At 72.8% G+C, this 21282-nt stretch carries 16 protein-coding genes; 4 read left to right on the top strand and 12 right to left on the bottom strand.

Features of this window, described 5'->3' with window-relative positions; all coding sequences use genetic code 11:
- Position 1: 1 nt before the first annotated feature.
- From pgeF to rsmH, 12 genes are all read right to left on the bottom strand, one after another.
- Complete coding sequence (gene pgeF, locus ACIPK4_RS10925; RefSeq protein ID WP_054224527.1) at positions 2–733, bottom strand: peptidoglycan editing factor PgeF; 732 nt, start codon at positions 731–733, stop codon at positions 2–4.
- A complete protein-coding gene (gene ftsZ / locus ACIPK4_RS10920; protein WP_054224528.1) occupies positions 730–1935 on the bottom strand; it encodes a cell division protein FtsZ in 1206 nt (401 codons plus the stop codon). The genes pgeF and ftsZ overlap by 4 nt, the downstream gene beginning before the upstream one ends.
- A gap of 280 nt (positions 1936–2215) precedes the next feature.
- The gene (locus tag ACIPK4_RS10915) at positions 2216–3067 is read right to left on the bottom strand and encodes a cell division protein FtsQ/DivIB (protein ID WP_402311080.1); all 852 of its coding nucleotides are present in this window, start codon (positions 3065–3067) and stop codon (positions 2216–2218) included.
- A gap of 16 nt (positions 3068–3083) precedes the next feature.
- Positions 3084–4178: an undecaprenyldiphospho-muramoylpentapeptide beta-N-acetylglucosaminyltransferase gene (gene murG / locus ACIPK4_RS10910; RefSeq protein ID WP_054224530.1), complete on the bottom strand. Its 1095-nt coding sequence runs from the start codon at positions 4176–4178 to the stop codon at positions 3084–3086.
- A 6-nt stretch (positions 4179–4184) separates the two neighbouring features.
- Positions 4185–5591, bottom strand: coding sequence for a putative lipid II flippase FtsW (ftsW, locus tag ACIPK4_RS10905; protein WP_402311078.1), 1407 nt, complete (start codon positions 5589–5591; stop codon positions 4185–4187).
- A gap of 80 nt (positions 5592–5671) precedes the next feature.
- Entirely contained in the window at positions 5672–7231 is a 1560-nt protein-coding gene (murD, locus tag ACIPK4_RS10900) for a UDP-N-acetylmuramoyl-L-alanine--D-glutamate ligase (RefSeq protein WP_376200812.1), read from the bottom strand.
- Positions 7213–8283 carry a phospho-N-acetylmuramoyl-pentapeptide-transferase gene (gene mraY, locus ACIPK4_RS10895; RefSeq protein ID WP_054224532.1) on the bottom strand — a complete coding sequence of 357 codons (1071 nt, stop codon included), beginning with the start codon at positions 8281–8283 and terminating at the stop codon, positions 7213–7215. Before mraY ends, murD begins: the two co-directional genes overlap by 19 nt.
- The gene (gene murF, locus ACIPK4_RS10890; RefSeq protein ID WP_054224533.1) at positions 8280–9698 is read right to left on the bottom strand and encodes a UDP-N-acetylmuramoyl-tripeptide--D-alanyl-D-alanine ligase; all 1419 of its coding nucleotides are present in this window, start codon (positions 9696–9698) and stop codon (positions 8280–8282) included. Before murF ends, mraY begins: the two co-directional genes overlap by 4 nt.
- The gene (locus tag ACIPK4_RS10885) at positions 9695–11419 is read right to left on the bottom strand and encodes a UDP-N-acetylmuramoyl-L-alanyl-D-glutamate--2,6-diaminopimelate ligase (RefSeq protein ID WP_402311076.1); all 1725 of its coding nucleotides are present in this window, start codon (positions 11417–11419) and stop codon (positions 9695–9697) included. Before ACIPK4_RS10885 ends, murF begins: the two co-directional genes overlap by 4 nt.
- Positions 11420–11464: 45 nt before the next feature.
- A complete protein-coding gene (locus ACIPK4_RS10880) occupies positions 11465–13459 on the bottom strand; it encodes a peptidoglycan D,D-transpeptidase FtsI family protein (RefSeq protein ID WP_402311074.1) in 1995 nt (664 codons plus the stop codon).
- Between the two features lie 138 nt (positions 13460–13597).
- Positions 13598–14188 carry a hypothetical protein gene (locus ACIPK4_RS10875; protein ID WP_402311071.1) on the bottom strand — a complete coding sequence of 197 codons (591 nt, stop codon included), beginning with the start codon at positions 14186–14188 and terminating at the stop codon, positions 13598–13600.
- A complete protein-coding gene (gene rsmH, locus ACIPK4_RS10870) occupies positions 14185–15114 on the bottom strand; it encodes a 16S rRNA (cytosine(1402)-N(4))-methyltransferase RsmH (protein ID WP_402311780.1) in 930 nt (309 codons plus the stop codon). Before rsmH ends, ACIPK4_RS10875 begins: the two co-directional genes overlap by 4 nt.
- Before the next feature lie 342 nt (positions 15115–15456).
- Between rsmH and ACIPK4_RS10865 the strand changes: the two genes are divergently transcribed.
- The 4 genes from ACIPK4_RS10865 (at position 15457) to ACIPK4_RS10850 (ending at position 20995) form a co-directional block, all read left to right on the top strand.
- Positions 15457–16008, top strand: a complete 552-nt coding sequence (locus tag ACIPK4_RS10865; protein WP_054225572.1) for a carbonic anhydrase — start codon at positions 15457–15459, stop codon at positions 16006–16008.
- A 135-nt stretch (positions 16009–16143) separates the two neighbouring features.
- On the top strand, positions 16144–17190 hold the full coding sequence (locus ACIPK4_RS10860; protein WP_402311069.1) for an AAA family ATPase: 1047 nt from the start codon (positions 16144–16146) through the stop codon (positions 17188–17190).
- Positions 17190–18554: a DUF58 domain-containing protein gene (locus tag ACIPK4_RS10855; protein WP_402311067.1), complete on the top strand. Its 1365-nt coding sequence runs from the start codon at positions 17190–17192 to the stop codon at positions 18552–18554. The genes ACIPK4_RS10860 and ACIPK4_RS10855 overlap by 1 nt, the downstream gene beginning before the upstream one ends.
- Positions 18551–20995 carry a transglutaminaseTgpA domain-containing protein gene (locus ACIPK4_RS10850; protein WP_402311064.1) on the top strand — a complete coding sequence of 815 codons (2445 nt, stop codon included), beginning with the start codon at positions 18551–18553 and terminating at the stop codon, positions 20993–20995. The genes ACIPK4_RS10855 and ACIPK4_RS10850 overlap by 4 nt, the downstream gene beginning before the upstream one ends.
- Positions 20996–21282: the final 287 nt, after the last annotated feature.

Here is a 21282-nt window from a genome sequence, read left to right as displayed (position 1 = left end):
CCTAGTCCAACCAGACATATCCGGCAAGCCGCCCGGTCACCCGGTCGCGGCGGTACGAGAAGTGGTCCCGCGACTCCAGTGTGCAGACCGGCGAACGGTGCAGGTTCACCACCCCCGCCTCCGCGAGCTGGGCGTGCACCCCGGCGACCACGTCGACGGACGGCGTCCCCCAGCTCGTCTCCCCGTAGGCGGCCGGCACGGCTTCGGCGACCGCGTCCCGCATCTCGGCGGGCACCTCGTAGCAGCGGCCGCAGATCGCGGGGCCGGTCCGGGCGATGATCCGCCCCGGTTCGGCCCCGAGGGAGACCATGGCCTCCACCGCGGCGGGCACCACTCCGGCGACCAGTCCGGGCCGTCCCGCGTGGGCCGCGCCCGCGACCCCCGCGACGGGGTCGGCCAGCAGCACCGGGGTGCAGTCCGCGGTGAGCACCGCGAGGGCGAGACCCCGACGGGCGGTCACCACCGCGTCCACCGCCGGGATGTCGGCGGCGGCGCCCCAGGGTCCCGGGACCACCGCCACGTCCTTGCCGTGGACCTGGTTCATCCAGACCACGCGGTCCGGCTCGATGCCCAGGGCCCGCGCGGCGGCCGCCCGGTTCGCGAGAACGGCGGTGGGGTCGTCCCCGACCGCGCCGCCGAGATTGAGCTCCTCGTACGGAACGGCGCTCACCCCGCCCCACCGGTCGGTGAAGGCGAAGTGGGCGCCGTTCTCGATGTGCTGCCCCAGCGTCACTTCAAGAAGTCCGGAACGTCCAGTTCCTCGGCCGGGCTGTCCTGGTACGGCCGGGCCGTCGGGACCTGCGGCGCGGGGGCCGGGGTCTCGACCGGAGCCGCCTCGACCGGGGCCGGGGGCTCTTCGCGCGGGGTGACCGTACCCAGTCCGCCGAAGGCCGGGCGCGCCGGCTCGGCCGCGCGGACCGGCGCCGGGGCCGGCTCCTCGCGCTTGGTGGACGCGGCACCGATGACGTTGTCCCGGCGGGCCGGGGGCTGTCCGCCGTCGAAGCCGGCGGCGATGACGGTGACCCGCACCTCGTCGCCGAGCGCGTCGTCGATGACGGCGCCGAAGATGATGTTCGCCTCGGGGTGGGCGGCCTCGCTCACCAGCTGCGCGGCCTCGTTGATCTCGAAGAGACCGAGGTCCGAGCCGCCGGAGATGGAGAGGAGCACGCCCCTCGCCCCGTCGATGGAGGCCTCCAGCAGCGGCGAGGAGATCGCCATCTCGGCCGCGGCCACGGCGCGGTCGTCGCCGCGGGCGGAGCCGATGCCCATGAGGGCCGAGCCCGCCTCGGACATGACGGACTTGACGTCCGCGAAGTCGAGGTTGATCAGACCGGGGGTGGTGATGAGGTCGGTGATGCCCTGGACACCCGAGAGCAGGACCTGGTCGGCCGACTTGAAGGCGTCCAGGACCGAGACCTGGCGGTCCGAGATGGACAGCAGCCGGTCGTTGGGGATGACGATGAGGGTGTCGACCTCTTCGCGGAGCTCGGCGATGCCGTCCTCCGCCTGGTTCGCGCGGCGCCTGCCCTCGAAGGTGAACGGCCGGGTGACCACACCGATCGTCAGGGCGCCGAGCGAGCGCGCGATGTTGGCGACGACGGGTGCGCCGCCGGTGCCGGTGCCGCCGCCCTCACCGGCGGTGACGAAGACCATGTCGGCCCCCTTGAGGACCTCCTCGATCTCCTCGCGGTGGTCCTCTGCCGCCTTGCGACCGACTGCCGGGTTGGCGCCGGCGCCGAGGCCGCGGGTGAGTTCCCGGCCGACGTCGAGCTTGACGTCGGCGTCGCTCATCAACAGCGCCTGCGCGTCCGTGTTGATGGCGATGAACTCGACGCCCTTGAGACCGACCTCGATCATTCGGTTGATGGCATTGACACCACCGCCGCCGACACCGATGACCTTGATGACTGCGAGGTAGTTCTGCGGTGCTGCCACGTCGAAGGCCTCTCGCCTCGAGTTACGTGTCGCCGCCTCGCGGGCCTGCGTTGCGACGACTGATGCCGAAATGTGGGACGGTCCGAACGCGCCGACCCGAACCCTAACCCTGAAGTTTAGGGTTAAGTATGTGTCTGTTCCCTGGACTCTTCCGAACAGGACACTAAGTCGACAAGTAGCGCGTGTTCAACGAACACGCCGAACCTCCCGTTTTTCTTTTCACCCTATGTGATCACCCGTATCGGTGGCCAACCAGGGTGCGTCGCTGTTCGACCCGACGTCAACTCCCGGACACCGCAGGGGCGGTGGGGACGCTCACGTCAAAGTGGTCAGCCTTGGGCGCCGCCTTCAGCAGCGCGGTCAGCGCGCGGCCCTTGGCCTCGCCCTGCTCGCCGCTCCCCCACACCACGGTGCGGCCCCGGCTCAACTCCAGTACGACCGAGTCGTACGACCCCATCCTGACCTGCACGGTCTCCTTGGCGACCGGCTCCGGGAGGTCTCCGGCGACGCCCACGGCCTCGCGCAGCAGCCGCTCCTCGTCGAAGCGGCGGCCGCTCGGCGACTGCGCCGCGGACAATTCGAGGACCGGAACGCCCGCCGGTGCTTTCGGAACCGTGTCGAATCGCACACCCGATGCGTCCACTTCCACGAACTTGGCGTCCTTTTTGATGAGCAGGACGGGTTTGCGCTCCGTCACTTTCAGCCCGATTCCGTGGGGCCACGCCCGCACCACATCGACCGAATCGACACGGGGCAGCCGGCTGCGGACCCGGCCCGCGATCTCGTCCGTGTCCACGGACACCAGCGGCGCCCCGACCGGTACGGCCGCGGCCGCCAGCACCTGCTCGGGCGTCAGGACCCGGGTTCCGCTCGTGGTCACCTTCTCGACCCGGAGCCAGGAGGAGCCGTAGAGCACCCAGCTGCCGCCCCCCGCGAGGAGGACGGCGGCGAGGAGGCAGAGCAGCACGGGGCCCCGGTGCCGCAGACGCCGGACGAGGCGCTGGACACCGGGGCCCTGCGGGCCGGATCCCTTGGACGACTTGGGCGGTTTCGGCGGCTTGGGAGAGCCGGAGCCCTTGCCCTTGCGGGCGGACCCGGGGTTGCCGCGCTGTGCGGTCGTCGCTCCGGCCACTCCTGTGCCTCCTGCGTTAGCGGTTCCTGTGTGCGGCGATCGCCTCGTACACCATCGCGACGAGCAGGTCGTCGGCGTCGCGGCGACCGAACTCGGCGGCGGCGCGGGACATCTCGTACAGCCGGTGCGGGTCGGCGAGCACCGGCAGGACCTGGCTGAGCACCCAGTCGGGCGTCAGCTCCGCGTCGTCGACGAGCAGGCCGCCGCCGGCCTTGACCACCGGCTGGGCGTTGAGCCGCTGTTCGCCGTTGCCGATCGGCAGCGGGACGTACGCGGCCGGCAGCCCGACGGCGGAGAGTTCGGCGACGGTCATCGCGCCCGCCCGGCACAGCATCATGTCGGCGGCGGCGTACGCGAGATCCATCCGGTCCACGTACGGTACCGGCACATACGGCGGCATCCCGGGCATGTTGTCGACACGCGGCAGTTCGTTCTTCGGACCGACCGCGTGCAGGATCTGGATCCCTGAGCGCTGGAGGGTCGGAGCGACCTGCTGGATGGTCTCGTTGAGGCGGCGGGCGCCCTGCGAGCCGCCGGAGACCAGCAGCGTCGGCAGGTTGGGGTCCAGGCCGAACGCGGCGCGCGCTTCCGGGCGGGCCGCGGCCCGGTCCAGGGTGGAGATGCTGCGGCGCAGCGGGATGCCCACGTAGCGGGCGCCGCGCAGCTTGCTGTCGGGGGTGGAGACCGCGACGGCGTGCGCGTAACGGGAGCCGATCTTGTTGGCCAGTCCCGGCCTGGCGTTGGCCTCGTGGACGATGATCGGCACCCCGAGCCGCTTGGCGGCCAGGTAGCCGGGCAGGGCCACGTAGCCGCCGAAGCCGACGACGCAGTCGGCCTTGGTGCGCTCCAGGATCTCCTCGGCGGCCTTGATCGTGCCGCGCAGCCGTCCGGGGACGGTGATCAGCTCGGGGGTGGGCTTGCGGGGCAGCGGGACGGCGGGGATCAGCCCCAGCTCATAGCCGCGCTCGGGCACGAGGCGGGTTTCAAGCCCGCGCTCCGTGCCGAGGGCGGTGATGCCCACGGAAGGGTCCTGCCTGCGCAGGGCGTCCGCGAGGGCGAGCGCCGGCTCGATGTGGCCGGCGGTCCCCCCACCGGCGAGTACGACATGCACCGAAATTCACCGCTCTCCGGACGGACGCCTCTTGACGATCCGTCTCATCGACTTCCATCTCTGCCCGGTCCGCTTCCAGCCGGTCCTCGGCTGGCGCATCGCGAGCGCCGCGCGCGCAGCCGGCTCCTCCCGCGCGAACGCGATGAGCAGTCCGACCGCGAACATCGTCGGCAGCAGCGCGGACCCCCCGTACGAGAACAACGGGAGCGGGACTCCGGCGATCGGCAGCAGACCGAGCACCGCACCGATGTTGATCACGGCCTGGGCCGTGATCCAGGTGGTCACGCCTCCCGCGGCATACCGTACGAAGGAGTCCTCCGTGCGTCCGGCCACGCGGATACCCGCATAGCCTAGAGCCGCGAACAGGGCGAGTACCGACAGCGTCCCCGCCAGACCCAGTTCCTCCCCGGTGATGGCGAAGATGAAGTCGGTATGGGCTTCGGGCAGTTGCCCCCATTTTTCCACACTGGCACCCAAACCGGAACCGAACCATCCGCCGGATGCGAGGGCATAGATCCCGTGCACGGCCTGCCAGCACAGGTCGTTCCGGCCGGGATCCGTCGCGCCGATGCAGGCGAGCCGGTCCATCCGGTGCGGACTGGTCTTGATCAGCAGTGCGACGATCACACCCGCGAACGCCAGCACCGCCACGAACATCCGGGTCGGGGCCCCCGCCAGCCACAGCAGGCCGAACAGGATGGCCCCGAGGATCATCGCGGTGCCCATGTCCCCGCCCAGCATGATCAGCCCGAGCAGCAGGAAGGCGACCGGGACCAGCGGCACCAGCAGGTGCTTCCACTGGCTCAGCAGCTCCTTGTCGCCCTTGCGCGCGAGCAGGTCGGCGCCCCACAGGATCAGTGCCAGCTTGCCGAACTCACTGGGCTGCAGCATGAACGGACCGCCAAGGGAGATCCAATTCTGGTTGCCGTTGATCGCCACCCCTATCCCGGGGACCTGGACCAGGACCATGAGGAACAGGGTTCCCGCGAGCACGGGGTACGACAGCGCCCGGTGCAGTTTGACCGGCATGCGCGAGGCGACCAGCAGCAGCGCGGTGCCGATCAGGGCGGCGAGGAACTGCTTCTTGAAGAAGTACGCGTCCCCCAGGCCCAGCTGGAGGGCCTTGATCATGGAGGCCGAGTAGACCATCACCAGGCCGAGCACGGTGATGAGCAGCGAGCTGCCGAAAATCAGGTAATAGGCGGTGAGGGGGCGGTCCCAGGCCTTGCGCAACTGCCGCTGCGTACGCCGCAGCCGCTCCAGCGGCCCGCGTCCGGCGGGCCGCTTCAGCCTCCCCGCAGGACGCGGGCGTCCCTGCGCCTTGACCGTCCTGCCGGGCTTGGCGCCCTTCGCCGAGGCCGCGGGCTTCGCGGCGGACGGCCGCCGCCCGGGCAGCACTTGCTTGGCCGGCATGTGTGACCTTCCCCTCCACTCGTACCAGGCGAGCAGCCGGTCGGGGAGGACTCGCCGGCCTCAGAACGGACCGGCCGGGCCTACGCGCTCCCGGCAGCCAGCTCGCGCACCGCGTCCGCGAATGCGTCCCCGCGCTTGTTGTAGTTCGCGAACATGTCCATCGAGGCACAGGCCGGGGCCAGCAGAACCGTGTCGCCTGGCTCTGCGAGCCGGGCCGCCTCCCGGACCGCCGCGAGCATCGCCCCAGTGTCGGTCCGGTCGAGGTCGACGACCGGGACCTCGGGGGCGTGTCGCGCCAGCGCCTCGGCGATCAGCGCCCGGTCGGCGCCGATCAGCACGACGGCGCGCAGGTGCTTCACCGACCGCTGGACGAGCTCGTCGAAGGTCGCGCCCTTGGCGAGTCCGCCCGCGATCCACACGATGGGCTCGAAGGCCGCCAGGGAGGCCTCTGCGGCGTGGGTGTTCGTGGCCTTGGAGTCGTCGATGTACGTGACCCCGGCGACCTCGTCCACGAACGCGACGCGGTGGGCGTCGGGGCGGAAGTCGCGCAGACCGTCGCGGACCGCGCGCGGCGGGACGCCGAAGGCCCGGGCCAGGGCCGCCGCGGCGAGCGCGTTGGCGATGTTGTGCGGGGCCGGCGGGTTGACGTCCTTGACCTCGGCGAGCTCCTGGGCGTTCTTCTGCCGGTTCTCCACGAACGCGCGGTCGACGAGGATGCCGTCGACGACGCCGAGCATGGAGGGGCCGGGGGCGCCGAGGGTGAAGCCGATCGCCCGGCAGCCCTCCTCCACGTCCGCCTCGACGACCAGGGCCTCGGTGGCCGGGTCGGCGACGTTGTAGACGCAGGCGACCGTGTTGCCCTCGTAGATCCGGCCCTTGTCGGCGGCGTAGGACTCCATCGAGCCGTGCCAGTCGAGGTGGTCCGGGGCCAGGTTGAGGACGGCCGCCGAGTGGGCGCGCAGCGAGGGCGCCCAGTGCAGCTGGTAGCTGGAGAGTTCGACGGCGAGCACGTCGTACTGCTCCTCGCCGAGCACCACGTCGATGATCGGGGTGCCGATGTTGCCGACGGCCGCGGTCCTCAGGCCCGCGGCCTTCAGGATCGACGCGAGCATCTGGGTGGTGGTGGTCTTGCCGTTGGTGCCGGTGATGGCCAGCCACTCCGCGGGCGCGGCGGGGGCCCGCTCGGCGTCGGCGCCCGCCGCGGCGGCCAGGCGGGCGGCGCGGAGTTCCACGCCGGCCCCGCGCAGCCGCCACGCGATCTCGACGTCACCGACGACGTCGACGCCCGCCTTGGCGGCGGCCAGGAAGAGCGGGCTCTGGGGCTGCCAGCCGGGCGAGGTGACGACCAGTTCGGTGCCCTCGGGCAGGGTCTCCCCGGCGCGGGCGCCGTCGGGCAGGTGCCCCAGCCGGACCTCGATGCCCAGCTCCGCGAGTTCGGCGGCCTTCGCGCGGTGCGCGTCGCCGTCGCCGTTGTCGACGACGGTCACCGTCGCGCCCAGTCCGGCCAGCGCCCGGGCGGCACTGATGCCGCTGATGCCGAGGCCGGCCACGGTGATCCGGCCCGGCAGACCGAACCGGCCCAGGGCATCGGGGCCGAGCAGGCCGGCCAGGTCGGTGGTGCTCACTTGTCCGCTGCCCATCCCGCGTAGAAGAGTCCGAGACCCACGATCACGCACATGCCCTGGATGATCCAGAACCGGACCACCACCAGGACCTCGGACCACCCCTTCAGCTCGAAGTGGTGCTGGAGCGGGGCCATCCGGAAGACGCGCTTCCCGGTCAGCTTGAAGGAGCCGACCTGGATGACGACCGACATGGTGATGAGGACGAAGAGGCCGCCGAGGAGGGCGATCAGGAACTCCGTGCGGGAGCAGATCGCGAGACCGGCGAGCGCGCCGCCGAGGGCCAGTGAGCCGGTGTCGCCCATGAAGATCTTGGCCGGAGAGGTGTTCCACCACAGGAAGCCGAAGCAGGCGCCCATCAGCGCGGAGGCGACGATCGCGAGGTCCAGCGGATCTCGCACCTCGAAGCAGGCGTTGGGGTTCGTCAGGGTCTGCGCGTTGGCGCACGACTCCTGGAACTGCCAGACGCCGATGAACGTGTAGGCGCCGAAGACCATCACCGCGGCACCGGTGGCGAGTCCGTCCAGACCGTCCGTCAGGTTCACGCCGTTGGACATCGCCAGGATCATGAACAGCGCCCAGACGACGAACAGCACCGGGCCGATCGACCAGCCGAAGTCCGTGACGAACGACAGCTTGGTGGAGGCCGGGGCGTTGCCGCGGGCGTCCTTGAACTGCAGCGCGAGCACGGCGAAGGCGATGCCGACGATCAGCTGGCCGGCCATCTTGGCCTTGGCCCGCAGACCGAGCGAGCGACGCTTGACGATCTTGATGTAGTCGTCGAGGTAGCCGACGAGACCCATGCCGGACATCAGGAAGAGCACCAGCACGCCGGAGAACGTGGGCTGGCTGCCCGTGATCACCTTCGTCAGGGCGTACGCGATGATCGTCGCCAGGATGAAGGAGATGCCGCCCATGGTGGGCGTGCCCTTCTTCCCCGCGTGGCCGCGCGGGCCGTCGTCGCGGATGAACTGGCCGTAACCCTTCCGGGCCAGCAGCTTGATCAGCAGCGGGGTGCCGATCACGGTCAGGAACATGCCGATGACACCGGCGAACAGGATCTGCCTCATCGGTCGGCGACCTCGCCATCGAGCAGCGCCTGGGCGACCCGCTCCAGACCGGCCGACCTGGAAGCCTTCACCAGCACGACGTCCCCCGGCCGCAGTTCACCGCGCAACAGGTCGATCGCCGCCTGCGTGTCGGACACGAGCACCGACTCCTCACCCCACGAACCCTCGTTATATGCGCCCAGTTGCAGCCAGGACGCTTCCCTGCCCCCGACTGCGACGAGCTTGCTCACGTTGAGCCGGACGACAAGCCGTCCGACCGCGTCGTGCTCGGCGAGCGAGTCGTCTCCGAGCTCGGCCATCGGACCGAGCACCGCCCACGTGCGGCCCCCCTTCGCCTGCGCTGCGCCCCCCATGGCGGCAAGTGCGCGCAGTGCGGCCCGCATGGACTCGGGGTTCGCGTTGTAGGCGTCGTTGACGACCGTCACGCCGTCGGCCCGCTCGGTGACCTCCATCCGCCAGCGCGAGAGCGTGCCGGCGCCGGAGAGCGCGGTGGCGATCTCCTCGACGGACATGCCCAGCACATGGGCGACGGCGGCCGCGGCAAGCGCGTTCGACACGTGGTGCTCACCGTACAGCCGCAAGGTCACGTCACTGCACCCGGTGGGTGTGTGCAGTGTGAAGGAGGGTCGCCCCTGAGGCGTCATACGGACTTCTGTGGCGCGGACGTCGGCGTCCTCGGCCTCGCCGAACAGCACCGTGCGGGCCTTGGTGCGGGAGGACATCGCGCGGACGAGGAGGTCGTCGGCGTTGAGGACCGCGACACCGCCCTCGGACGCGGCCGGCAGGGCCTCGACCAGCTCCCCCTTGGCCTGCGCGATGGCCTCGCGGCCGCCGAACTCCCCGATGTGGGCGGTGCCGACGTTCAGCACCAGGCCGATGCGGGGCGGGGTGAGCCCGGTGAGGTAGCGGATGTGGCCGATACCGCGGGCCCCCATCTCCAGTACCAGGTGCCGGGTCTCCTCGGTGACCCTGAGCGTCGTGATCGGCAGGCCGATCTCGTTGTTGAGGTTCCCGGGCGTCCAGACGGTCGGGGCGTGGTGCTGGAGGACCTGGGCGATCAGGTCCTTGGTGGAGGTCTTGCCCGCGGAGCCGGTCAGGGCGACCACGTCGGTGCCGAGCCGGGCCACGACGGTGCCGGCCAGGGCCCCGAGGGCGGCGACGACGTCGGGGACGACGACCGCGGGCACGCCGACGGGCCGGGTCGCCAGGACCGCGGTGGCCCCGGCGGCGACGGCGCGTTCGGCGTAGTCGTGGCCGTCGACCCGTTCGCCGACGAAGGCGGCGAACAGGCTGCCGGCCTCCACCTCGCGGGAGTCGAACACGACGGGTCCGGTGACCCGCGCGGACGGATCCGGTATGTCGTGGAGCTGGCCGCCGGTGATGTCGGCGATCTCGGCGAGGGAAAGGGCGATCACTGGTTCACCTCGGCCTGTCGGACGTCGGATTGCGCGTGGTTCTCGATCGCGGCGCGGAGCACCGCGCGGTCGTCGAAGGGCCGTACGGTGCCTGCGGTCTCCTGGCCCTGCTCGTGGCCCTTGCCCGCCACCAGCACGGTGTCGCCGGGCTCGGCGCGCGCGACGGCGGCGGCGATGGCCGCGGCCCGGTCGGCGTCGACGAGGACCGTGCCGCGCTCTTCGGCGGGGACGGAGACGGCGCCCTCGAACATCGCGGCGAGGATCGCGAGGGGGTCCTCGGAGCGCGGGTTGTCGGAGGTCAGTACGGCGGTGTCGGCGAACCGGGCGGCCGCGGCGCCCATCGGGGCCCGCTTGGTGGTGTCCCGGTCGCCGCCGCAGCCGAGCACGATGTGCAGCTTGCCGGTGGTGACCTCGCGCAGCGCCCGCAGCACCGAGACGACGGCGTCCGTCTTGTGCGCGTAGTCGACGACGGCGAGGTACGGCTGACCCGCGTCCACCCGCTCCAGCCGGCCGGGGACCCCGGGGACGGCGGCGACGCCGTCGGCGGCGGTCTGCGGGTCGAGTCCGGCGGCGGCGAGCGTGACGACCGCGGCGACGGTGTTCGCGACGTTGAACGGGCCGGGCAGCGGGGCCGTGGCCCGCACGCGCTGCCCGTCCGGACCGAGCAGGGTCAGCGTGGAGTCCATGTGTCCGTGCACGACGTCCTGGGCGCGCCAGTCGGCGGCCGGGTCCCCGGCGGCGGAGAAGGTGACCACCGGAATGGTCGTCTCCTTGGCGAGCCGGCGGCCGTACTCGTCGTCGATGTTCACCACCCCGAGGCGGGCGCGGCGCTCGGTGAAGAGCTGCGCCTTCGCCTGGAAGTAGTCCTCCATGTCCGAGTGGAACTCCATGTGCTCCGGGCTCAGGTTGTTGAAGACGGCGACGTCGAAGACGCATCCGTCGACCCGGCCGAGCACCAGGGCGTGGCTGGAGACCTCCATGGCGACGGCCTCGACCCCGCGTTCGCGCATGACCGCGAACAGGGCCTGGAGGTCGGTGGCCTCGGGGGTGGTCCGCTCCGACTTGATGCGCTCGTCGCCGATGCGCATCTCGACGGTGCCGACCAGGCCGGTGCTGCGTCCGGCGCCGCGCAGACCGCCCTCGACGAGGTACGCCGTGGTGGTCTTGCCGGAGGTGCCGGTGATGCCGATCTGGAGCAGTCCTTCACCGGGACGGCCGTAGATCGTGGCGGCGAGCTCACCCATGCGGGCGCGCGGGTCGGCGACCGCGAGGACCGGCAGTCCGGTCGCGGCCGCGCGTTCGGCGCCCGCCGGGTCGGTCAGGACGGCCGCGGCGCCGAGCGCGGCCGCCTGGGCCGCGAAGTCGGCACCGTGCAGCTTCGCGCCGGGCAGGGCCGCGTACAGGTCGCCGGGGCGCACCGCACGGGAGTCGTGCGTGATCCCGGTGATCTGCGGCGGCTGCGGCTGCTGCTGCGCGGCGCCTGAGCCGGAGGCTTCGATGCCCAGCAGGGTGGCCAGCTCGCCCAGAGGGGTCGGGCGGGCGGTCACGGGCCGGGGCGCTCCCGGCGGCGTTGCCGGGGCGTCTTTCTGGGTCGTTCTGGGCTGATCAGCGTGGGGCACGGCGGTGAGCGTACCGGGCGCGGCGGGCCGCTCGCGAAGTGAGGGCCCGCCCGTGCTGCCGGCGGCCGACGGGTTCCCGGGTTTCGGGGTGATCGTTGTCACTGATGGTGCCTCACGGATTTCTGGCGGGCCGGCGGGCCCGCCGGGTCACTGGCCGGGCTGCCGGCTGGGCTGTGCGGAGGGCTGGGGAGCGGGCGGGGGGCCGGCGTCGAAGGTGACGGGGAGGCCGGCGGGGGCGGTTCCGGTCGGGGCGACCTGGAGGGTCTTGAGGGCGAACTCCATGACCTTCTTGTAGATGGGGCCGCAGATCTGGCCTCCGAAGTAGCTGCCCTTGGTGGGGTTCTGGATGGCGCAGTAGACGGTGATGCGCGGGTTGTCGGCGGGTGCGAAACCGGCGAAGGAGGCGGTGTAGCCCTTGTAGCGGCCGGTGGCCGGATCCACCCGGTTGGAGGTGCCGGTCTTGCCGCCGACCCGGTAGCCGGGGATCCGGGCCTTGGTACCGGTGCCCTCCTGGTCGTCGACGACCGACTCCAGCATCTCGGACAGGGTCTTCGCGGTCTCCGCGCTGATCACACGGGTCTGCTCGGGGGCCGGGGCCGGGGTGAAGCGGCCGTCGGGTCCCTTGGTGCCGCGGACCAGGGTAGGGGCGATCCGGACTCCGCCGTTGGCGATCGTCGAGTACACGGAGGCCGCCTGCATGGCGTTGAGGGACAGGCCCTGGCCGAAAGGGATCGTGTACTGCTGGGAGGTGGACCAGGCCTCGGGCTTGGCGAGGATGCCGCGGGACTCGCCCGGGTAGTTCAGGCCGGTGGGCTGTCCGATGCCGAACTTGTCCAGGTACGAGTACAGGACCCGGTTGGCCTCGGGCTGGGTGGCGCCGAGCTGGCCGGTGGCCAGGATCGTGCCGATGTTCGAGGACTTGGCGAGGACCCCGTTGAGGGTCAGGTACCAGGTCGGGTGGTCGATGTCGTCCTTGAACAGCCGGTCGCCCCGGTGCAGCCGGTTGGGCACCTCGACGTGGGTCCCGGGCGTGGCCTTCTTCTCCTCCAGCACGGCGGCCATCGACATCACCTTGGCGGTGGAGCCGGGCTCGTACACGTCCTGGAGCGCCGCGTTGCCCATGGCGGCGGAGCTGGCCTTCGACAGGTCGTTGGGGTCGAAGCCCGGGGCGTTGGCCATGGCCAGCACCTCGCCGGTGCGGGTGTCCTGGACGATGACGTAGCCGCGGTCGGCCTCCGACTTGGCGACCTGCTCGGTGATCGCGCTCTGCGCCGCCCACTGGATGTCGCGGTCGATCGTCAGCTCGATGTCCTCGCCGGGCACGGCGGGCTTCTCGCTGGACCCGGCGGTGGGCACGCGGCGGCCGCCGGACTGGGCGTACGTGATCGCGCCGTCCTTGCCGGCCAGCTTCTTGTCGAGGGCGGACTCCAGGCCGCCGGCGCCCTTGCCCTCGGCGTTGACGTAGCCCAGTATCCCGGCGGCCAGGTCCCCGCCCGGGTACACGCGCTTGCTGCTGTCCTCGTTGAACACGCCGGCGAGGACGTTGGCGCCGGGGCCGTTGTTCTTCTTGTCGGCGGCGGCCTTGTCGGCGAAGACCCGCTTGAGGTCCTTGATCTGGTTCCAGACCTGGGGGGTCTGGCGGCGTGCCAGGACGACGTAGCGGGTGTTCTTGGTCCTGAGGCGGGCCGCGAGCTCCTTGGCGTCCTTGCCGAGGATGGGCGCGAGGAGGGCGGCGGCCTGCTCGGGGGCGTCCGGGGCCTTGCTGTCCTGCGGGGTGAACATCTTGGGGTCGGCGGTGATGTCGTACGCGTCGACGCTGGTGGCGAGGGCCACGCCCCTGCGGTCGGTGATCTCGCCGCGCTCGGCGGCCAGCGTGTAGCTGGCGAAGCGGTTCTCGGAGGCCTTGGCGGAGTAGGCGGAGGCGTCGACGGCCTGCACCTGGAGCAGCCGTACGACGAAGGCCAGCATGACGAGGGTCAGCCCGACGCTGACGAGGCGCAGCCGGGGCTTGGGGCTGCCGAGGCGGATGGTGTGCGGCTGCCTCGCGGGGCCGGGCCGCCGGGTCGCGGGCCGCGTGGTGGCGCGCGCCCGTCCCGGTCCGGAGCCGGGCCCGGGCACGCGCCGCCCGCCCGGGGCGCTCACGCGTCCCCCGCCGCGGCCGGGCCCCGGCGCCGCCGCGCGGCGCGGTCGGGCCCGGCGGGGGCGGACGGACCGGTGCGGGGGGAATCCTCCGCCGGGGGTACCCCCGGCGGGATCTGGGGGAGGGGCCGCGTCACGACGTCACCTTCCGGAGGTCGGGTTGGACTGGGGGGCACCGCCCGGCGCGGGCTGCCCGGCCTGCGGCGCGCCCCCCGGGGCTCCGCCCGGGGCGGAACCCTGGGCGCCGCCCTGGGCCGGTCCGGGGCCGGCCGCCGGGGCACCGCCCGAGGCGGGACCCTGGGTGCCGGCCGGAGCCGGGCCGGGGGCTCCCGCCGGGGCACCGCCCTGGGGCCCTGCCGGAGCGCCGGCCGGGGCCGGGGGCGGCAGGGGCTCGGCGGGGGCCGCCGCGCCCGTCACCTTGCCGTCCGGGCCGATGAAGACCGGGCTGCCGCCGGGGACCAGGCCCAGCTCCTGGGCCCGTCGCTGCAGGGCGTCGGGGGCCGAGTAGCCGTCGACGTCCCGCTGCAGCGCCTGTTCCTCGTCCGTGAGCGCGGTGGTCTCCTTCTTCAGCCTGCTCAGCTGGAAAGAGCCCTGGTTGAGCGCCGAGTTCAGGAGCAGCAGGCTGATCAGCCCGCCGGCCAGCAGCGCCACCACCAGCAGGACGAACGGCGTCCGCGCCGCCTGCCCCGAGGGGCCGCCGCGCAGCCGCCCCAGTCCCCCGGCTCTGCTCACAGCCGCGCCTCCCGGATGCGCTCGACCCCGCGGAAGCGGGCCGGGGCGGCCCGCCGGTTCTCGGCGATCTCCTCCTCGGTGGGCAGCTCCGCGCCCCGGGTGAGCAGCTTCAGCTTGGGCTGGTACTTCTCCGGCACGACCGGCAGCCCGGGCGGGGCCGTGGACGTCGCCCCCGCCGCGAAGACCTGCTTGACGAGCCGGTCCTCCAGCGAGTGGTACGAGAGCACCGCGATCCGGCCGCCGACCGCGATCCGCTCCACGGCGGCCGGGATGGCCCGCTCCAGGACGGACAGTTCGCCGTTGACCTCGATGCGCAGTGCCTGGAAGGTCCGCTTGGCCGGGTTGCCGCCCGTCCGCTTGGCCGCCTGCGGCAGCGCGTCGCGGATCAGTTCGACCAGCCGTGCGCTGTTCGTGAACGGTTCCCTGTCCCGTTCGCGGACGATCGCCGAGACGATCCGCTTGGCCTGCTTCTCCTCGCCGTACTGGCGCAGGATCCGTACGAGCTCGCCCGGCGGGTAGGTGTTGAGCACCTCGGCGGCGCTCATCCCGGTCGTCTGGTCCATCCGCATGTCCAGCGGGGCGTCCTGCGCGTAGGCGAACCCGCGGTCCGCCTCGTCGAGCTGCATGGACGAGACGCCGAGGTCGAAGAGGACGCCCTGGACGGTGGGGATGCCGAGCCGGTCCAGTACGTCGGGCAGCTCGTCGTAGACGGCGTGGACGAGGGTGGCGCGGTCACCGAAGGGCGCGAGCCGCTCGCCGGAGAGCCGCAGGGCCTCCTTGTCGCGGTCGAGGCCGATCAGGTGCGCCTCGGGGAACCGGGTCAGCAGGGCCTCGCTGTGGCCGCCGAGGCCGAGGGTGCAGTCGACGACGACGGCCCCGGGCCTCTCCAGCGCCGGGGCCAACAGGTCCAGGCACCGCTGGAGCATCACCGGGACATGTCGGGACTCGCTAGTCAAAGCGCCCTCTCAGATAACGGCGCGGCAGGCATACGCCGCGCCGCGCACGCGGAGTGTTACCAGGGGGCCGGGCGGCCGGTCAGGGCCGGGCTCCGGCCGGTTCGCGTCACTTTAGTGCAACGGTCGCCGCGGTCAACGAACCGCCCCGCGCGGCGTGCGCGCCCTCTCGCACGGAACCCGCAAAAGCCATGAATCGCCCGAACGGCCGCGCCCTACCCACTCCTGTGGGTTAGCTCACAACAACGTCGGTTGACGTTCTTTGTCCATCCTCACTCCATGTGTTCACCAGCGGTGACCACTAACGTCGTAGGCATGACGACTTCCGCATCCCTGCCCGCAGAGTCCACCCCCCAGGCGTCCGGCAGCGGCTCCGTCACGGACCGGCTGGTGGCGGCGAACGGAAGGTACGCCGCCCAGTTCCAGGACCCCGGCATGGACGCCCGGCCGGTCCTGCAGGTGGCCGTGGTGGCCTGTATGGACGCCCGTCTCGACCTGCACAAGGCCCTCGGCCTCGAACTCGGCGACTGCCACACCATCCGCAACGCCGGCGGCGTGGTCACCGACGACACCATCCGCTCGCTCACGATCAGCCAGCGCGCCCTCGGCACCCGCACGGTGATACTGATCCACCACACCGGATGCGGCCTCGAAAGCCTGACCGAGGACTTCCGGCACGAGCTGGAGGACGAGGTCGGCCAGCGCCCCGCCTGGGCCGTGGAGGCCTTCCGCGACGTGGACCAGGACGTCCGCCAGTCCATGCAGCGGGTGCGGACGAACCCCTTCCTGCCCCACCGCGACGATGTGCGAGGCTTCGTCTTCGACGTGCACACCGGACTCCTGAGGGAGATCGATCCCGCCTCGTGAGTGACACAAGGCCTGGGCGCCGTCAAGAATGCGGGAAGACGCCGCCCGGAAAACCCTCCGGGCCGGTGTCCGTGTCGGGGTGGGCCGGAGTGCGCTGAGGGCGTCGGCCCTGCGGAAAGGGCCGAGGAGAACCAGGTGACGACGTATGACGACCGAGCGAGCCATGGGGGCACCCCCGGTCGAGCGCAGTCGAGACTGGGGGAGGATCTGACGAGCACGGCCGAGCGGGTGCGCCGCTCGGTCGAGAGCGTGATCGAGGGCAAGCCCGAGGTCGTACGCCTCGCGCTGACCGTGCTGCTCGCCGAGGGGCACCTGCTGATCGAGGACGTCCCCGGCGTCGGCAAGACGATGCTCGCCAAGACGCTGGCGAAGTCCATCGACTGCTCGGTGCAGCGCATCCAGTTCACCCCGGACCTGCTGCCTTCGGACATCACCGGTGTCAGCATCTACGACCAGCAGCGCCGCGAGTTCGAGTTCAAGCCGGGCGCGATCTTCGCGCAGATCGTCATCGGCGACGAGATCAACCGGGCCTCGCCGAAGACCCAGTCCGCGCTGCTGGAGTCGATGGAGGAGCGCCAGGTCACCATCGACGGCACGACGTACGCGCTGCTGAGCCCGTTCATGGTGGTGGCCACCCAGAACCCGGTGGAGATGGAGGGCACCTACCCCCTCCCCGAGGCCCAGCGCGACCGCTTCATGGCCCGCGTCTCCGTCGGCTACCCGAGCCCCGACGCCGAGCTCCAGATGCTCGACGTGCACGGCGGGACCTCCCCGCTGGACGACCTCCAGGCCGTCACGCACGCCCACGACATCGTCAAGCTGATAGAGGCCGTCCGCGAGGTGTACGTCGCCGAGCCCGTCCGCCGCTACGTCGTCGACCTGGTCTCCGCCACCCGCAGCCACCCCGACCTGCGCCTGGGCGCCTCGCCCCGCGCCACCCTGCACCTGCTGCGCGCCGTGAAGGCCTCCGCCGCCCTGTCCGGCCGCGACTACGTGTTGCCCGACGACGTGCAGGCGCTGGCCGCACCCGTCCTCGCGCACCGGCTGCTGCCCACCACGCAGGCCCAGCTGAACCGGCGCACCGCCGAACAGGTCGTCCACGACATCCTCCAGCGCACCCCCGTCCCCGCCGCACAGCTGCGCGGCGAGATGCCGCCCGGCGCGGGCATCCGGGGCTTCTGATGAGCGCCGGTGCCCCGCGCGGCGCCGGCGGCGAGGGCCGGGGCTCCGGCGGTCTGCGCGCCTCGCTGGCGGGGCTGACCACCCGCGGCCGGTCCTTCCTGGCCGCCGGGGTCGCCGCCGCCCTCTGCGCGTACGTGCTCGGCCAGGGCGAACTGCTCCGGGTCGGGCTGCTGCTCGCCGTCCTGCCCCTGGTCTGCGTCCTCGCCCTGCACCGCACCCGCCACCGGGTCTCCGGCAACCGCCGGCTGACCCCGATGCGGGTGCCCGCCGGCTCCGAAGCCCGGGTCCAGCTGCGCATGGAGAACGTCTCCCGGCTTCCCACCGGCCTGCTGATGCTCCAGGACCGGGTGCCGTACGTGCTCGGGCCGCGGCCCCGCTTCGTCCTGGACCGGGTCGAGCCCGGCGGGCGCCGCGAGGTCTCCTACCGGGTCCGCTCCGACCTGCGCGGCCGTTACCCGCTGGGCCCGCTCCAGCTGCGGCTGACCGACCCCTTCGGGCTGGTGGAGCTGACCCGCTCGTTCAGCACGTACGACACCCTGACCGTGATCCCCCGCACCGAGGCGCTGGCCCCGGTCCGGCTGACCGGCGAGACGTCCGGCTACGGCGACGGCGGCCGCCGCTCGCTGGCCCTGGCCGGCGACGACGACGTGATCCCGCGGACCTACCGGCGCGGCGACGACCTGCGCCGCGTGCACTGGCGCTCCACCGCCCGCTACGGCGAGCTGATGGTGCGCCGCGAGGAGCAGCCGCAGCGCAGCCGGGCCACGGTCCTGCTGGACACCCGCGCCGTCGCCTTCGAGGGCGCCGGACCGGGCTCCGCCTTCGAATGGGCGGTGTCGGGGGCCGCCTCGTCGCTGGTGCACCTGCTCGAACAGGGTTTCTCGGTGCGGCTGCTGACGGACACCGGGACCTCGGTGCCCGGAGACGGCGGCGTCTCCTCGGGCGGGCAGGAATCCGCGGAGGCCGCCGGGCTGATGATGGACACCCTCGCGGTCGTCGGGCACTCCGACGGCGCCGGCCTCGCGCGCGCCTACGACGCGGTGCGCGGCGGGGGCGGCGGCGCGGGCGGGGGCTTCGCCGGAGCCGGCGGTGACGGGCTCCTCATCGCCTTCTTCGGCGACCTGGACGACGTACAGACGGAACTGGCGGCCAAGATGCGCGTCCGCTGCGGCGGCGCGGTGGCCTTCGTCCTGGACTCCGCCCTGTGGGCCGGACGGCCCTCACAGGCGGAGGCACGGGTGCGCAGGCTGCGCGACGCGGGCTGGACGGCGCTGGCCGCGCCGCCCGGCGTGGCGTTCGGCCAACTGTGGCGCCAGGCCGGGAACTCTCCGCTCGGCACGGGTACTTCCGGAGGTTGGGGATGAGCGGGCGGGCGCGCGTGACGCTCTTCGCGATGCTGGCGACGCTGCTCACGTCGTGGTCGCTGGCCTCGCTCGTGGACTCGTCGGGCTGGCTGCTCCAGGCGGCGGCCCTGCTGGCCGTGCAGAGCGGGGTGGGGGCCGGGGTCCGGCGGGTGCCGCTGGGACGCACCCTCACCGTGGCCGCACAGGTTCTGGTGTCGCTGCTGGTGCTCGTGTTCCTGTTCGCGGGCAAGGGCGAGTCCACCGGGACCGGGCCGATGGCCTATCTCGTGACGGACTTCGGCGCGCTGTTCCGGCAGGGGGTCCACGACGTCGGCGAGTTCGCGATCCCGGCGCCGCTGACCGACGGCATCCGGCTGCTGCTGATCGTCGGGGTGCTGCTGATCGGGCTGCTGGTGGACCTGCTGGCGGTGACCCTGCGGACCGCCGCCGCGGCCGGGCTGCCGCTGCTGGCGCTGTACTCGGTCGCCGCGGGGCTCTCCGGCGGTGGCGGGGCCTCCGCGGTCTCGTTCCTGCTGGCCGGCTGCGGCTACCTGTTGCTGCTGCTGGCCGAGGGCCGCGACCGGCTCGCCCAGTGGGGCCGGGTCTTCGGCGCGCCCCCCGGCGGGCGGGCGGCCTCGGCCTCCGGGTACGGGGGCGTCGCGGCCTCGACGCCGGCGGTGGCCCCCGTGCGCACCGGGCGGCGGATCGGCGCGGTCGCGCTGGGCATCGCCCTGGTGGTGCCGGCGGTGCTGCCCTCGCTCGGCGGCGGACTGCTGGGCGCACAGGGTGACGCCGAGGGCGGCGGCACCGGCATCGGCGGGACGATCTCGGCGGTCAACCCGCTGGTCTCCCTCCAGAGCAGCCTGAACACGCCGGACAACCGTGTGGTGTTGAAGTACCGCACGGACAGCCCGCAGCTCGGCGAGCAGTACCTGCGGATCCTCGCGCTCGACGAGTTCAACGGCGTCAAGTGGGAGGCCTCCGGGCGGCCCCTGACCGACGTACCGGAGCGGCTGCCGACCCCACCGGGGCTGAGCGGGCAGGTCCGGGGCACCGGAACCGAGGTGCGCACGAGCATCTCGGCGGCCGACACGTACGCGCAGCGCTACCTGCCGATGCCCTACCCGGCGACGTCCGTGGACATTCCGGGCAAGTGGCGGTTCGAGCCGGCCGGCCGGACCCTGGTCGGGGACCAGCTGGGCAAGGACAGGTTCCAGAACGTCCAGGGCGCCATGTACACGGTCCGCAGTCTGCTGCTGCGGCCGACCGCCGTGGAACTGCAGGCGGCGCCGCAGCCGGATCCGGCGATCAAGGCCGAGTACACGAAGCTCCCGGACAACCTGCCGCCGGTGGTCGCCGACACGGCCCGCCAGGTCACGAAGGGCGCGAAGGACGACTACACGCGGGCGGTGAGGCTCCAGGACTACTTCGCCGAGGACGGCGGGTTCCGCTACGACACGAAGGTCGCCTCGGGTACGGGGCCGCAGGCCATCGCCCGGTTCCTCGCGGACAAGGAGGGGTTCTGCATCCACTTCGCGTTCTCGATGGCGGCGATGTCGCGCACGCTCGGCATCCCGGCGCGGGTCGCGGTGGGCTTCACCCCCGGCGAGAAGCAGTCGGACGGCAGCGTGAACGTGTCGATGCGCGACGCGCACGCCTGGCCCGAGCTGTACTTCGAGGGCGTGGGCTGGACCCGGTTCGAGCCGACCCCGCGTCAGGGCATCACGGTTCCCGACTACTCGCGGCCCGAGACGCCGGCGGCCCAGCCGTCCGCGCCGACGGCGCTGCCCTCGCAGGGAGCGGCTCAGCCGTCGGCGGCGCCCTCGCAGGCCGACGCCTGCCCGCCGGAGCAGCGGAAGCTGGGCGAGTGCGGGGCCGCGGCACCGCACTCGAACACGGATTCCACGGGCGGCGGCCCGTCGCTGACCGCGGTCCTGGGCTGGACCCTGCCGGTCCTGGCCCTGCTGGCCCTGCCGCTGCTGCCGCTGCTGTGGCGCAGGCGGCTGCGGGGCCGCCGACTGGCGGCGGGCGACGTGATGGCGGCCTGGCGGGAGCTGGGTGACGCGGCCTGGGACGTGGGCATCGCCCCCGACGGGGCGTTGTCGCCGCGGCGGGCGGCGGGCCGCGTGGTGGTGCTGGGACGGCTCGAACCGGACGCGGCCGATGCGGTGCACCGGGTGGCGGGAGCGGTGGAGCGGGCGTTGTACGCCCCGCCCGGCGCCGAGGCCCCGTACGAGGGCCTCGCGGCGGACGTCCTGCTGGTGCACGCCGCGCTGCTCGGCTCCGTGAGCCGCCGCTCCCGACTGCGCGCGCTGTTCCTGCCGCGCTCGGCGGTGCGCCTGCGCTGGGCGGCGGCGGCCCGCTGGTCGGCCCTGACGGCCCGCGCCGCGGCCCCGCTGGCCAAGGCGGGCGCCGCGCTGGCCCGCACCCGGGCCCGCCTCCCGCTGCGCAGCCGCGGCTGATCCCGGCTCCCCGGGGCGCCGCGGCGCTACGGAAAAAGCCGGTGCGGCCGGGCTCGTTCCCCCCGAGCCCGGCCGCACCGGCGTTCCGCCGTACCGGGCCCCCTTGGTCCCTCCCGGCCGGAAACGGGGTGCCCGGCCCCCACCTGCCGCCCCGTGTCGGCGGTGCGGGCCGGGTCCCCGTCCGTTGTCCCCAGTCTGGCGTCCGTGCAGGTGGGGGCCCATCCGCGCCCGTACTCATTTCCGCGCCTAGGTACACGTACTCAGGCGGCGCGGCGACGGGCGGGCCG

The sequence above is a fragment of the Streptomyces sp. NPDC086989 genome, from assembly GCF_044745505.1.
Taxonomy (GTDB): Bacteria; Actinomycetota; Actinomycetes; order Streptomycetales; family Streptomycetaceae; genus Streptomyces.
The sequence above is the reverse complement of the archived record's forward strand: the minus strand, read 5'-3'. Positions and strand labels throughout refer to the sequence as shown.